A 12,355-nucleotide genomic window follows, 5' to 3' on the forward strand; every position below is an offset into this window, starting at 1 on the left:
GGTGGTTGTCCATTGTTCTGCTATAATTACGGTTAGAAAAGGAGGGGGGAGCATGGCTCGCGTTTTATTCATAAATGCCGGATCAGAGGGACATATCAATCCAACCCTTGGCGTGGTGCAGGAACTTGTTTCCCGCGGCGAAGAGGTCGTTTACTTTTGTACGGAGGCTTTTCGGGAGCGTGTGGAGAAGACGGGAGCTTTGGTACGAACGTTTGATGATCAGAAATTTATTAAAGCCTTCATCGCTGGCGGACGGAATTATTTGCTCGAAAGAGTCAACGGCCTGCTGCTCACAGCGGATGTCGTCATCCCCGCCGTGCTTGAACAGATCAAAGGGGAAACATTCGATTACATCATCCATGACGCGATGTTCGGCTGCGGGCGGCTGCTAGCGCAGATCCTTAAGCTTCCCGCGATCAGCTCCTGCACTTCCTTCGCGCAGACCAAGGTGGCGTTCGATCAATCGCTTACCCACTTGTATCGAACAGCTCCTGCAGAAATAGTCCAATCCATTGAAGATAGCTACCAAAGCCTGACGGCGATGATCAAGCAGCAATACGGGGTTGAGATCGATTCGCCTTACGAGGTGTTTTGCAATCCTGCACCGCTTACGATCGTGTATACAACGAGGGCGTTTCAACCGGAAGGAGAGGCATTCGACCTATCGTATAAGTTCGTAGGGCCATCCATCGCGCTGCGTTCCACGCAAGAAAGCTTCGACCTTGCTGCAATAGAGGGGAAGCGCCCGATTTACATTTCGTTAGGCACGGTGTTTAACGGGTCTATTGGCTTTTACAAGCTTTGCTTGGAGGCATTCGGGCATACGGAGCACACGGTCGTTATGGCGATCGGAAACAAGGTTCAAGTGTCTGATTTGGGTGAGGTGCCTAGCAACTTCGTCGTACAAAGCTATGTTCCTCAAACCGATGTCTTGGCGCAAGCGAAGTTATTCATCACCCATGGCGGGATGAACAGTACGCATGAGGGTCTCTATTACGGGGTTCCGTTAGTTGTAATCCCGCAAGGCGCGGATCAGCCGATCATTGCTGGGAGAGTCGTCAATATCGGAGCGGGCATCGAACTGCAGATGAAGGACTTAACGGCCAATCAGTTGCGTGAAGCTGCAGAGGTGGCGTTAAGCACGACTGCTTCCAAGGAAGCTGCTGCACATATGGGGGAATCCTTTAGAAGCTCGGGCGGATATCGGCAAGCGGTTGATGAAATTCTTGGATTCGCATCCGGTATATAAAAACAAAAACTGGCCGCGAAGGATTGGCACCTTCGTAGCCAGTTTTTTTGCACGCTCTTATTTGTTCAGCTCAACCTTCGTGTGCATGTTCTTGTAGTCGCTGTACCACCAGGACCAATTGCCGTCTTGCTCATGCGAGGCATAATATTCGAAATTCGCCTCGCCGTCGCCGTCTGTATCCATCGGCACGGCGATATCGGGCAGGATGCGGTCTTTCTTGCTGTATGACTTGAAGTAGGATTCCAGCACTTCGGTTTGGAACGGTTCCGTATGGATGTAGGCATCCGTTAGCTTGATGATGCTCTGCTGTACGGTGGTATTCGGCGCGGTATCGAACGAATACCGGAACAGGATCCGCGTCGGCTGAGCGACTGCTTTGGGGGGCGATATGCCCGGAACAGCCTTGCTAACCTGATCACGATAAGCTTCCAATGAAGGACTGTCCAGCTTGGTGTGCGAAGTGCAGCCGCCTAGAAGTGCGATTCCGGCAAGCAGCAGCGTCATTCCGGTTTTTTTCATAGCAATAATCTCCGCCCGCTCGTTATTTGAAATACATGAACCCGCCGCCCAGCGAGAAGAACGAAGTGATGGCGTCAAAATGGGTTCGGTAGTTGATGCTGCGCCGCTGGCCCCACGTCGAGACGGCAATCCAGCGGTTGTCGTTGACGTCACGATAGTACTTCGTAATCGTCATCCAGTGCCACTCGTAATCGTAGCTCGAAAATTTGGACAGGTTCAGCGTCGCAACCGGCGAGTCGATGGTCAGGCCGGCTTTCACGTAATTCGCCGTATTGTCCAGCGTGAACGAAGCGTCGCTTGTCACGCGCTTCAGCGTTACTTTCTTATCCGTTGCGTATTTCTCTACGGCAGAAGCAAAGGACGAAACCGAAGTTTCGCCGAGCACGCCCGGATCAATATAACTATACATGGTATCCATATGCGCGAGGAAGTCCGTGTAGTTCGTCATCGTTTTCGTAAACAGGTTGCCATACTTGGTCGGGCTTGTGATTTTGGCTAGGTAGGATGTGATATTCGCCGCTGCTACGGGACCGCAGCCTCTGTTCTCCTTCTGCCCGCCATCTGGCCACCACATCTGGTTGCCGCCATAGCTGTAATTGCCTGTAGAATATTCGACGGGTACGAACCGGTCAAAGTTGCGCTCGGTCGATAAGGCGATATCCTCTTTCGTAACAGCGAGCGTTGACACCTCGGGCGCCTTCTCCGTATTGCGCTGGATGTGCGCTTTATTGTCCTCGCTGCGAATGCGTCCATAGATGACTTGGATTTCAGGACGGTTGCGTTGAATTTGATCGGTCACGTCAACTGGCGGACGGTTAACGTCGAATGTCATTTCCGTAAAGGATTCCGCGCCATCAACGGTCGATTTGACCAAATATTGCATCGGCGGGATGAGCACCAATTGGGAGGAATTGCCTTGTCCTTTTGCTTGTAGAAGGCTGCGGATTTGCCCCGTGATGCCGTCGCCAATATTAATATCGTACGCGTCGTAGCCATCCTCAAGCGCGCCGATCGTAATGTACCCGACTTCTTTCTCTTTATCCCCGTCTATGAGCGGCACGAGATAAGCGAACGGGTTGCCATCCACATCGTACACATTCAAGAAGGAATCGGCTGCACGAAGCTTCATGCCGCGCGTCTGCAGGTCCTGTGCCAAATAGTTGCGGATATGTACGTTGGCGAGCTTGCGCACTGCGCTATCGCCCAGACGCTTGCCCTCTCGCAGCGGCTTAGCTGCGCCGTTCGCTTTAGCTGAGGACTCAGAGCCGACTGCGGCTGCGTAACCAGTCGATCCTCCTCCGTATAGGAGAGGCAATGCAATTAACAATGCCATGCTGCTTTTTAATAATTTTAGCCATAATTTCATTAGCGATATCACCCTTCAATAGTTTTGAACTAATTCTAAAATTTAACTAGGGCTTTGGCAATAAAAATTTCAAAATAAAGGGATAGATTAGGCGATATAATGATTGCTGTGAATCGAAGCGAACAGCTGAACTGATCGATCTATCGTATCCCCCCTTTTAGCGAACAAAAAGATCCCTATCCTGCATGCAGGTAGGGATCCTTTTATGTACGCAGCCTAAAGCAATTTCAGTTGGCTAATAATATCCTGAGGCTCGGAGCGTCTCATAAAATCAGGATTTACATTCGCCCAACGGATGATGCCGGACTGGTCGATGACGAAGGTTGAAGGAATAGGCAGAATCCAGCGGTCGGTACCATTGTATTCTCCGAGGTTCAGTTTTAGCTTACTGGACATGACCTCTTGCAGATAAGATGGAACTTGGAATAGGACATTATAGCTGGCGGCGACTGCGCCGTCCTTGTCGCTAAGCACCGGGAATTGAATGCTTTCCTTGGTCTGCTGGGCGAGCGAGTTAGTTGGATTTTGCGGGCTTATGGCAATCAATTGCCCGTTGAGCGCTTCAATCTCTGGCAAAATGTTTTGGTAGGCGCGCAGCTGAATATTGCAGAAGGGGCACCAGCCCCCGCGATAAAAGGTCAATACGACCGGCCCTTTCGCAAGCTGCTCGAACAGGTCTATGGCCGAGCCGTTGGCGTAATTTAAGGTGAAGTCTACCGCCTTGCTCCCTTCCGGCAAGCCGTATTGAATGCCCGATTGCTGCTGCTCGCGAATCAATCGGAATATTTCGGTTTGAACGTCTTGGGGCGCTTTCGCTACAAATTGATTTTTCGCTTCTTCTAGTGTCTGGTTCAGCATAGGTACTCTCCTCATCCTTAAGTCATAGAAAAAAAGATACCGATCGGTACTTTTAGTCTATCATAAGGAATCCTGTCGAAAAAAGCAATTTATTTCTAAAGAATGGAAGGGGTAACTTGCTGCAGCTTCGCTTTACGCGCAAATGGATGGTACAACATGCATCCCAGAATGCCGCCTGCGGTATTCAGAATGAGATCGTCGACGTCGAATGATCCGATGCTGCACAGCAGCTGCGTGCTTTCCAGAAGCAAGGTTGTCGCGAATGAGAGCGCCAGCACCGCGCCATACGTCCCAAGGCCGATTGTTCGCTTGGGATAGAAATAGGCAAGAAACAGGCCAAGCGGAATGAACAATCCAATATTGCCGTATAGCTGAATGTATTCATACATCGCGTGGCTCTCCAGGTTGCCGGTAATGGTACGAAACGGTTCGAGATTGGCCCGCTCTATTCCATAGGACAGCCGGTCCATGTTGGCGAGTGCCGCTTTGCCCTGATGCCACAGAAACCGGATATTCACTTCGCCGAACTTGAACAAGATGATTTTGACCAGAACGTACATATATACGATGAACAATACCGCAGCCGGTGCGGCTGCTTTCACTTGCATGCGCTTCGCCATGTGCATCCCTGCCTTTCTCTAATCAGCATAGAGCAGCAGGCTTAATTAAACGTAATAAAAACCTTTCAATTTCTTAAAGATCATATTGGCAGATGCATGAGACCCGAGTTATCGTAAATTATGAGTTGACTGTTAGGCGGAATGGGATTACTATTGATTTAATCCAAGTAATTCTATAAGAAATTAAGTTTTAATGCGACCGGAACAACCGGAGTCCTCCATCTTAATTGATGAGTGGGCTCTTTTTTTATTCTATTGCGCATGGATGAGGAGCGTGTCTGCTATGAGTCAACCCCGGAAAAAGCTGCATTTGAATGTGTTTCTGATGAACGTCGGCCACCATGAGGCGGCGTGGCGCAGGAAGGATACGAGCCCGCAGCATGCAACGGATATTCGATATTTTACGCGTCTTGCGCAAATCGCAGAAAACGCGAAGTTCGACTCGCTGTTCCTTGCAGACGTGCTGTCCGTCGGAAAAAATATTCGCCACGGGTCCCACGTCGGTCTGGAGCCATTCACGCTGCTATCCGCGCTGGCTGCCGTAACGGAGCATATCGGCCTGATCGGCACCGTGTCGACGACCTTTAACGAGCCGTTTCACGTTGCGCGGAAGTTCGCTTCGTTGGACCATATCAGCAGCGGACGCGCAGGCTGGAACATTGTCACCTCGGCAAGCGAATTCGAGGCGGCTAATTTTAGCCAAGAAGAGCATCTGCAGCATGCCAAGAGGTATGAGCGGGCGCGCGAATTCCTCGATGTTGCGACTAAGCTGTGGGATAGCTGGCAAGACGATGCGATCGTGTTCGATCGCGAATCGGGGATCTTCGCGGATGATTCCAAGGTAACCGCAATTAACCATGCGGGCGCTTATTTCAATGTAAATGGGCCCCTCAACGTCCCTCGCGCTCCGCAAGGGTATCCTGTGCTCGTGCAAGCGGGGTCCTCTGAGGATGGCAAGGAATTTGCGGCGCAATACGCCGAAGCGATCTTCACTGCTCAGCAGACGCTGGCGGAGGGGCAGCAGTTCTACGCCGATGTGAAAGGACGGCTGGCGAAGTATGGCCGTGATCCTGATCAAATCAAGATTTTGCCGGGCATCTGCCCGATTATTGCTCCGACTGAATCGGAAGCCAAGGAAAAGGAGCAGGAGCTGAATGAACTGACGGTGCCGGCATACGGTCTAAATCAGCTTTCAGGGATTATCGGGATTGATCTATCCTCGTATCCGCTCGATGGTCCGCTGCCCGAGCTTCCTCCGTTGAACGAGATTAACGGCAATAAAAGCCGTTACCAGCTCGTAACCGATTTGGCGGCAAGAGAGCATTTGACAATCCGCCAGCTCATTAGCAAGTTAGCGGGAGGCCGGGGACATCGGGTGTTCGCGGGAACGGCCATTCAGGTCGCCGATCAGTTGGAGGAGTGGTTCACGCAAGGCGCGAGCGATGGGTTTAACGTGATGCCGCCTTATCTGCCGGCGGGATTGGAGGATTTTGCGCAGCTGGTCGTACCGGAGCTTCAGCGCAGGGGCTTGTTCAGGACCGAGTATGAGAGCCGTACGCTTCGAGGCAATTATGGCTTGGCGCGTCCGTCGAATAGATGGGCTGCCCCGATTGTCGGCGCTACGAGATAGCTTGTTTCATTGGCATGAATGAACCAAAATACCGGAGAGGATGGATGTATATATGGGCTTCAATTTAGAGGGCAAAACAGCAATTGTGACCGGAGGCAGTGCCGGAATCGGCCTAGCGATTGCCAAGAAGCTGCATGCAGAGGGCGTGCATGTGCTTATCGCTGCAAGAGACGAGGAGCGCCTTCGCTTGGCGAAAGAGGCCATTACGAATGCGGGCGCGCGCGGCTCGGAAGCTGCGCAAGTCATTGCAATCCAAGCGGATTTAAGCGAGGCGGACAACGCTAAGCGGATCATTGATGCAGCGCTAGATGCATTCGGAAGAGTCGACATTTTAATTAATAATGCGGGCTCAGCGAAGTCTGGAGCTTTCCTGGAGCTGACTGATAAGGATTTTACGGATACATGGAACCTGAAGCTCTTGGGCTACATTCGTACGATTCGTGCAGTGCTTCCCCAATTGATCAAACAAGGCGATGGACGCATTGTGAATATCATTGGCACGGCGAGCAGAACGCCTTCTCCTACCTTCCTTCCCGGAGGTACGACTAATGCCGCATTGCTGAACTTCTCCAAGGGAATTGCGAGAGAACTTGCCCCGCAGGGGATAAGGCTGAATGTCATTTCACCAGGCTTAACGGAGACGGGCAGGGCCGAAGAGCTCGCTGTGCAGCAAGCTTCCGCTAAAGGAATTTCGCTTGAGGACTACAAAGCCCAGTTTCGTGCAGCCATCCCGATCGGTCGGGCGGTCTATCCAGACGAGGTCGCCGATCTTGCACTATTCCTCGTATCGGATCAATCCGCTTCGATCTCGGGGGCAGAGGTCGTTATCGATGGCGGTCATCAACCGGGGCTATAACACTGTAAGGCCAATCCTTGGTTTTTCAGGGGTTGGCTTTTGTGTATTCTTCAGGTAAATAAGGCCTTAATCGTTCACCTTTATATGGTATGATTTAGGAAATATATAAAGGGGCCTTACGATGAGTAAAATAAAATTCGCAGTAATCGGCTTAGGCAATATGGGGCGAGACACGATCGTCCATATCATGCCTAACTATGCAGATGAGATAGAGTTGGTGGCGATCTGCGACTCCAATACAAGCGCGCTTGAAAAAATGGCTCAAATCTACCCGAATGTTCAGTGCTTCACGGAATACAAGAGGGTGTTTCAGGAGGCAGCGGTCGACTTGGTGTACATAGCGGTGCCGCCTTCTATGCATTATGAAGTGGCGATGGCCGCAATCGAAAACAACGTCCATGTCTTTTGCGAAAAGCCATTGGCCAACAGCTTGCCGGAAGCCAAGGCGCTGCTGGACGCGGCAGTCGAGCGGGCGATTGTTCATGCGATTCACTTTTCATTCCCGCTTGAACCGGCGGTTCTGACGTTAAAGCGGCTGTTGGCCGAGCGCAGCATAGGGGAAATCGGCAGGATGGAATTGCTGCTGCAGTTTCCCGAATGGCCAAGATCTTGGCAAAACAATCGGTGGGTCGCGACCAGACAAGAGGGCGGGTTCCTTCTTGAGGTTGGCGTGCATTGGATTCATATGATTCAAACCTTATTTGGTTCGATCACGAACGTGGAGAGCCACGTAACGTTTCCAGCAGATGCGCAAACTTGCGAGAGCAGCGTCAAGGCAATGCTCACGTTGCACAATGGCATTCATGTCGAGGTGGCGGGATCGGTCGGTCAAGTAGACACAGAGCGTGTGTCGTTGCTCGTCTATGGCAGCGACGGGACGATTGCGCTGGAAAATTGGGAGCAGCTGCTGATGGGCAAGCCGGGGCGTGAAATGCGCCCTGTCGAGGCAGACGAGACGGAGAGCAAGCTGCCTATTTTGAAGCAGGTCATCGATCGCGTGCGGGGAGAACAGAGCTTTTATTATGACTTTTACGATGGCTACAACGTACAGGCGATTCTTGAAGCGCTTCGGCAAGGCCGTGAGGAAAGCAAATAATAGAAATTCAAGAGATCTTCTGGCCCGCATTCTCCCCTTGGCATGGAATGGTTTGGGGCCAAATGAGTTAAAATACGAAGGCGACGCACTGGCAACAAATTAATGCTGAGGGGTGATCCAATGGCAGGAAGAAACAGCAGGCCAGATAATGACGGCCCAGCGGGCAAGCCGGGCAGGCTTGACCAGTATGGCGCGAAGCTCGGTTCGAGCAATGAGGAAGAGTTTGAAGAGGCGTTCCAACAGAATCGGAACCATTCCTCGACAGAAAGTATCGACGAGCAAGTGGAAACGCAATAAGAATGATGGACTGCGGTACGTCCACGGAACGAAAAAGGCACCCGTCGAGGGTGCCTTTGGTTTGTTGATCGACCTGCATACTTTATTTGAACCAGCCCTTCTCCTTAAACTGTTTGATTGCTTCGACGCGGTTGCCGACGCCCAGCTTGTTGAGAATAACGGAGATGTAATTTCGAATCGTTCCGGTAGTAATAAACAGCTCCTTCGAAATTTCCTTCGTGCTCTTTCCGTCGGCAATAAGCACAAGCACGGCCTTCTCTCGTTCAGTAAGGGGGTTCTCCTCGCCGTAGGCTTCGTCCATCAATTCGGGCGCATATAGGCGCCGGCCGCCTGCAATGATTCGGATCGAACTCGCTAGTTCCTCACTCGGACTGTCTTTAAGCAAATAGCCATGCACACAAGCTTTAATCGCTCTTTCAAAATACCCTGCGCGGGCGAACGTCGTAAGGATGACGACTTTGCAATCCAACCCCATTGCCTTAAGCTCCTCAGCCGCATCCAATCCGTTCTTGAGCGGCATTTCAATATCGAGGATACATACATCAGGCTGATGGAGGCGTGCGAGCTTGACGGCATCCTCGCCGTTGCTGGCTTTGGCAACAACCATCATATCTTCTTCCAAATCAAGTAAAGCGGCTAGAGCGCCAAGAATCATTCGCTGATCTTCTGCAATTACGATTCGAATCATCTTCAAGCCTTCTCTCTTGGGTGGGTATTGGGCACTTTCATCACAAGGGAGGTACCCGGCCCTTCACCCAGCTCGAGACTTCCATTGACGAATTCCAGACGCTCCTTCATTCCTTTAAGGCCGCTGCCATGGGAGTATACCGCATTCTGTGTCAGCCCGATCCCATTGTCCTCGACGATGGCGATCAAAGCTAGACGATCCGGTCGGATCGAGATTGTGCAGACGGAAGCCCCGCTGTGCTTGACGAGATTGGTGACCGCTTCCTTGAGGCACATGCAGAGGACGTTCTCGTTCATGAGCGATAGGTTTTTCGGATCCAAGTCTCCTTCGACGATCAGTTCAATTTGTGCTGTCTTTAGCATTTGCTCAATACGGGCCATTTCTTCCTTCAGCTTCGCGCCGCGCATTTGTTTTACGATCTCCCGCACTTCTTTCATTGCGGTTCTTGCCGTCTGCCTGACTTCCTTCATCTCAATCAAGGACTGCGAGGGGGTTTTCGGCATCAACTTAATGGCTAGATCGCTTTTCAATCCGATCAGAGAAAGCTTCTGCCCGAGCGTATCATGCAAATCCCGAGCGATACGCTGTCGTTCTTCCAGTTTCACCAATTCCGAGATCCGTTTGTTTGCGTCATTCAGCTGCCCTTGCAGCCGCTCGTTCTTATTGCGGTTGTAGTTGGATATAGGCAGCAGGATAACCATGATCAAACAAATAAAGACGAATGGCAATTGGCTGATGACCATCGGATTCTTCACGACGATCGCATAATCGATAGTCGCGATCGTTACCGTAAGGTGAATAACGTACAGTGTAATGAAACCCTTCTTGCTCGTAATGTTCCCGATGACGAAAGTTAACAGCAGCGAGAAGTATACGAATCCGAATAGGACGGTCATGGCAATCGAGATGGCAATCTGAACGCCCGACCATACATACACCTTCCACCCTTTGGTGACAAAGACGAGCACATAGGAGACGAAGAATAGAATAATGAGCGCTATCCCTACCGCTGTATGGGCTTTGGAAGAGGTACGAAAGATATAATAGAAGGGCAGGATAAACAGGATGGCCCATATGAAAGGATTGAGCCCCGTCGTCTTGTACAAATTCGACCGCCACTTTAGCATGTTGTTCCACCTTTATGAGGACTACCCGCGCTTTAGATTCCGTTCTATTCGATACCCGGTTTCCGGCTAATCGGAATTTCTGGCCTTGCAGTCTGCTTATTGCGCATAGCTCTAAGTTCACGGAAGCCGATAAACGTTTTTGCATGCTCATCCCACAACCGGAATCGGAGCGAGCGCAGGCTGGTCCGAAGGTTGATCGTCATCGCTTTCTGAAGCGGCGGAATGGCCAGATGAGTTTTCTCAAGATTGTAGTTCGGCACCTTCGGGTTCAAATGATGTACATGATGGAAGCCGATATTGCCCGTCATCCATTGCAGCAGACGGGGAAGCTGATAATAGGAGCTTCCTTCGACCGCAGCCTGTACATAGCTCCACTTATCGTCGTTCTCGAAGTAGGAGTCCTCGAACTGATGCTGAACATAGAATAACCAAATTCCCATCATTCCTGCAACCCAAAGGATCGGGGTTTGCACAAGAAGCACGCTTTTCCAACCGAGAAGCTGTCCTAGCACAATGTATAAGGCGACAATCGCTGTATTCGTCATATACGTATTCAGTTTCTCGCGGCGCTTCGCCCCTGGGCGATTCTTGCGGTAGGTGACGAGAAAGACCAGCAGGGGACCAAGCACCAGCATAATTAGCGGATTCCGGTACAGCCGATAAGCTAGCTTGAGTCGCGGCGGGGAAGCGATATATTCGTCTACGGTCATGACCCACATATCGCCGACGCCCCGTTTATCGAGGTTGCCGCTCGTCGCATGATGAATATTGTGGGCGTTTTTCCATTGCTCATATGGAAAATGCGTTAGGACGCCGGTAATGTTACCTAACCAATCGTTCGCCCTGCGGTTCTTGAAAAACGACTGATGGCAACAGTCGTGAAAAATGATAAACGTTCGGATCAGAAAGCTCGCTGCAACGATGGCAATCGGCAACGTCAGCCAGTAGGAGACGGACAAGCTTGCATAGGCAGCCATCCAAAGGAGTAAAAAAGGCAACAAAGTGTTTCCTAGTTGGCGGAAGCTGGCTTTGGTGTTCGTTCGTGCAAACGGAGCGGAGCGTTTCTTTAATTCGGCAATGTTCATTGGATCCATGGGGACTTCCTCCTAATTGAAGCTCTATCGCTGAATGACATGATCTAGTGATAGGATATCTTCATTATAAAGAGGGGCGCTCCGCCGCTTACAGTCATAAACGTCACAGATGAGGGTATGACGAATATCATATATGGTGATGAAAATGAAGACGAAAAAGCACTCTGATTACTAGAATCAGAGTGCTCTATCCTGTTAGATGATTAATGTACTCATTTCTTTTCGACCACAGTATGGGTTGGACTTCATATTCATTAAAAGCGTTGACTATACCTGGTCGTATTGGTTTTTCGGAATCATTGAGAACAGCGAAAAGCGTAGAGTCTGGTCTGCGGTTCTCTTTTGTTTCTGTCCAAGCGAAAAGAAGGGTTTCAGAATTTTGTTTTGTCGGATTATTAATGGCGTGTAGTATTCTTTCGGGAAATTGTTTCGAACGCGGTATAGCAAAGTGAAAAGTTTGAGGAAATCCACTTTTACCAGTAAAGTTGATATTATCTACAAACCTAATGTCATTATCAAATAGAAATTGATCTACTTCCTCAAGGAATATGCTGTGGACGTTTTCTCTAGATGTCATAAACATATCGTTTACAGTCATCATGGATTGGACAAGCATATGTTTTTTTTGAGGAAAGTTTTCTACCGTTGTTTCTACAAAAAGCTCTTCTCGCGAAGAGACCTTCACGCCGTAGCCATTTAATATCGTTTGAAATATCTTTTTTCGTTTGGGTGAGGAGAAAACATCACAGCCTGAAAGTTTTAGATCAGTTAAAATGTAGCCGGCATCGCTTACTATCAGTTTAGTGCCTTTTTGTTGAACGTATATCTGAAGGTAGTCGTTGTGCCTGTCCATGAAAGGAGTAGTTATTTCTACTGCATTGTCTAACTCCTTGAACGTTATTTTTTGTTTGAGCCAATTGACATAGGAATCAGATAATTGTTCAACTAAACTCAT

General features: G+C 50.1%; 13 protein-coding genes. 5 read left to right on the forward strand and 8 right to left on the reverse strand.

Translation table 11 applies throughout. The features are described 5' to 3' along the window. The first annotated feature begins 52 nt into the window (after positions 1–52). Positions 53–1,249 (forward strand): macrolide family glycosyltransferase, encoded by a 1,197-nt coding sequence (locus tag PAECUDRAFT_RS11845; protein WP_006038340.1) that lies wholly within the window; start codon positions 53–55, stop codon positions 1,247–1,249. 57 nt (positions 1,250–1,306) lie between these two features. On the opposite strand, the gene PAECUDRAFT_RS11850 is transcribed toward PAECUDRAFT_RS11845, so the two are convergent. The 4 genes from PAECUDRAFT_RS11850 to PAECUDRAFT_RS11865 form a co-directional block, all read right to left on the reverse strand. Further along, the gene (locus PAECUDRAFT_RS11850) at positions 1,307–1,768 is read right to left on the reverse strand and encodes a hypothetical protein (RefSeq protein ID WP_006038341.1); all 462 of its coding nucleotides are present in this window, start codon (positions 1,766–1,768) and stop codon (positions 1,307–1,309) included. 22 nt (positions 1,769–1,790) lie between these two features. Next, positions 1,791–3,134 (reverse strand): hypothetical protein, encoded by a 1,344-nt coding sequence (locus PAECUDRAFT_RS11855; protein WP_006038342.1) that lies wholly within the window; start codon positions 3,132–3,134, stop codon positions 1,791–1,793. 216 nt (positions 3,135–3,350) lie between these two features. Continuing rightward, positions 3,351–3,992, reverse strand: coding sequence for a peroxiredoxin-like family protein (locus tag PAECUDRAFT_RS11860; protein ID WP_006038343.1), 642 nt, complete (start codon positions 3,990–3,992; stop codon positions 3,351–3,353). A gap of 95 nt (positions 3,993–4,087) precedes the next feature. Then, positions 4,088–4,612: a VanZ family protein gene (locus PAECUDRAFT_RS11865; RefSeq protein WP_006038344.1), complete on the reverse strand. Its 525-nt coding sequence runs from the start codon at positions 4,610–4,612 to the stop codon at positions 4,088–4,090. Between the two features lie 283 nt (positions 4,613–4,895). Between PAECUDRAFT_RS11865 and PAECUDRAFT_RS11870 the strand changes: the two genes are divergently transcribed. From PAECUDRAFT_RS11870 to PAECUDRAFT_RS26110, 4 genes are all read left to right on the forward strand, one after another. Continuing rightward, positions 4,896–6,242: an LLM class flavin-dependent oxidoreductase gene (locus PAECUDRAFT_RS11870; protein ID WP_006038345.1), complete on the forward strand. Its 1,347-nt coding sequence runs from the start codon at positions 4,896–4,898 to the stop codon at positions 6,240–6,242. A 52-nt stretch (positions 6,243–6,294) separates the two neighbouring features. Beyond that, positions 6,295–7,098, forward strand: coding sequence for an SDR family oxidoreductase (locus tag PAECUDRAFT_RS11875; RefSeq protein WP_006038346.1), 804 nt, complete (start codon positions 6,295–6,297; stop codon positions 7,096–7,098). A 121-nt stretch (positions 7,099–7,219) separates the two neighbouring features. Further along, positions 7,220–8,194: a Gfo/Idh/MocA family protein gene (locus PAECUDRAFT_RS11880; RefSeq protein WP_006038347.1), complete on the forward strand. Its 975-nt coding sequence runs from the start codon at positions 7,220–7,222 to the stop codon at positions 8,192–8,194. Positions 8,195–8,314: 120 nt separating this feature from the next. Next, positions 8,315–8,491: a hypothetical protein gene (locus tag PAECUDRAFT_RS26110; protein WP_006038348.1), complete on the forward strand. Its 177-nt coding sequence runs from the start codon at positions 8,315–8,317 to the stop codon at positions 8,489–8,491. Between the two features lie 82 nt (positions 8,492–8,573). Here PAECUDRAFT_RS26110 and PAECUDRAFT_RS11885 read toward each other — a convergent pair whose 3' ends face one another. The 4 genes from PAECUDRAFT_RS11885 to PAECUDRAFT_RS11900 all read right to left on the reverse strand — a co-directional run bounded on the left by PAECUDRAFT_RS11885 (position 8,574) and on the right by PAECUDRAFT_RS11900 (position 12,355). After that, a complete protein-coding gene (locus PAECUDRAFT_RS11885; RefSeq protein WP_006038349.1) occupies positions 8,574–9,179 on the reverse strand; it encodes a response regulator transcription factor in 606 nt (201 codons plus the stop codon). 2 nt (positions 9,180–9,181) lie between these two features. Further along, on the reverse strand, positions 9,182–10,306 hold the full coding sequence (locus PAECUDRAFT_RS11890; protein WP_006038350.1) for a sensor histidine kinase: 1,125 nt from the start codon (positions 10,304–10,306) through the stop codon (positions 9,182–9,184). A 44-nt stretch (positions 10,307–10,350) separates the two neighbouring features. Beyond that, positions 10,351–11,400: a fatty acid desaturase gene (locus PAECUDRAFT_RS11895; RefSeq protein ID WP_006038351.1), complete on the reverse strand. Its 1,050-nt coding sequence runs from the start codon at positions 11,398–11,400 to the stop codon at positions 10,351–10,353. A gap of 187 nt (positions 11,401–11,587) precedes the next feature. Next, positions 11,588–12,355, reverse strand: a complete 768-nt coding sequence (locus tag PAECUDRAFT_RS11900) for a DUF1829 domain-containing protein (protein WP_006038352.1) — start codon at positions 12,353–12,355, stop codon at positions 11,588–11,590.

The sequence above is a fragment of the Paenibacillus curdlanolyticus YK9 genome (assembly GCF_000179615.1).
In the GTDB taxonomy this organism is placed as follows: domain Bacteria; phylum Bacillota; class Bacilli; order Paenibacillales; family Paenibacillaceae; genus Paenibacillus_T; species Paenibacillus_T curdlanolyticus.

Excerpts from the sequence above, each read along its gene's own strand:
- PAECUDRAFT_RS11845 (WP_006038340.1), top strand. The coding sequence starts at position 53 with ATGGCTCGCGTTTTATTCATAAATGCCGGATCAGAGGGACATATCAAT.
- PAECUDRAFT_RS11850 (WP_006038341.1), bottom strand. The coding sequence starts at position 1,768 with ATGAAAAAAACCGGAATGACGCTGCTGCTTGCCGGAATCGCACTTCTA.
- PAECUDRAFT_RS11855 (WP_006038342.1), bottom strand. The coding sequence starts at position 3,134 with ATGAAATTATGGCTAAAATTATTAAAAAGCAGCATGGCATTGTTAATT.
- PAECUDRAFT_RS11860 (WP_006038343.1), bottom strand. The coding sequence starts at position 3,992 with ATGCTGAACCAGACACTAGAAGAAGCGAAAAATCAATTTGTAGCGAAA.
- PAECUDRAFT_RS11865 (WP_006038344.1), bottom strand. The coding sequence starts at position 4,612 with ATGGCGAAGCGCATGCAAGTGAAAGCAGCCGCACCGGCTGCGGTATTG.
- PAECUDRAFT_RS11870 (WP_006038345.1), top strand. The coding sequence starts at position 4,896 with ATGAGTCAACCCCGGAAAAAGCTGCATTTGAATGTGTTTCTGATGAAC.
- PAECUDRAFT_RS11875 (WP_006038346.1), top strand. The coding sequence starts at position 6,295 with ATGGGCTTCAATTTAGAGGGCAAAACAGCAATTGTGACCGGAGGCAGT.
- PAECUDRAFT_RS11880 (WP_006038347.1), top strand. The coding sequence starts at position 7,220 with ATGAGTAAAATAAAATTCGCAGTAATCGGCTTAGGCAATATGGGGCGA.
- PAECUDRAFT_RS26110 (WP_006038348.1), top strand. The coding sequence starts at position 8,315 with ATGGCAGGAAGAAACAGCAGGCCAGATAATGACGGCCCAGCGGGCAAG.
- PAECUDRAFT_RS11885 (WP_006038349.1), bottom strand. The coding sequence starts at position 9,179 with ATGATTCGAATCGTAATTGCAGAAGATCAGCGAATGATTCTTGGCGCT.
- PAECUDRAFT_RS11890 (WP_006038350.1), bottom strand. The coding sequence starts at position 10,306 with ATGCTAAAGTGGCGGTCGAATTTGTACAAGACGACGGGGCTCAATCCT.
- PAECUDRAFT_RS11895 (WP_006038351.1), bottom strand. The coding sequence starts at position 11,400 with ATGGATCCAATGAACATTGCCGAATTAAAGAAACGCTCCGCTCCGTTT.
- PAECUDRAFT_RS11900 (WP_006038352.1), bottom strand. The coding sequence starts at position 12,355 with ATGAGTTTAGTTGAACAATTATCTGATTCCTATGTCAATTGGCTCAAA.